Below are 338 nucleotides of genomic sequence, written 5' to 3' on the forward strand. Positions count from 1 at the left end.
CTGCGTTATTCATTATCGTAGAATAGTCAGTAAAGCAGAAGTTTCGGGGAGGGCCTACAGAACCGCAGATGCATTGGAATTTTCTTCATGAGCGAGCATAGCGTTTCCCCGGAGACCCTTGTCTGAACGAGCGCAGTGAGTGAGTTTGGGTCGCAGGGGAAACAATAGGCGGCGGAGCGAATGAAGTACAAAATTCCACCGCATCTGCGGTTCTGTAGGCCCTCCCCGGAACTTCGGACCCTTTCGTGCTATTCCCTTAAATTGCAATTACTTTCCAATTGGCTCTTTTGACGGCACTCCCGCTTTTCTTGGATATTTCTTCGCGGTCTTCGCAATCT

It is taken from the genome of Clostridium sp. AM33-3 (assembly GCF_003480315.1).
In the GTDB taxonomy this organism is placed as follows: domain Bacteria; phylum Bacillota; class Clostridia; order Lachnospirales; family Lachnospiraceae; genus Brotaphodocola.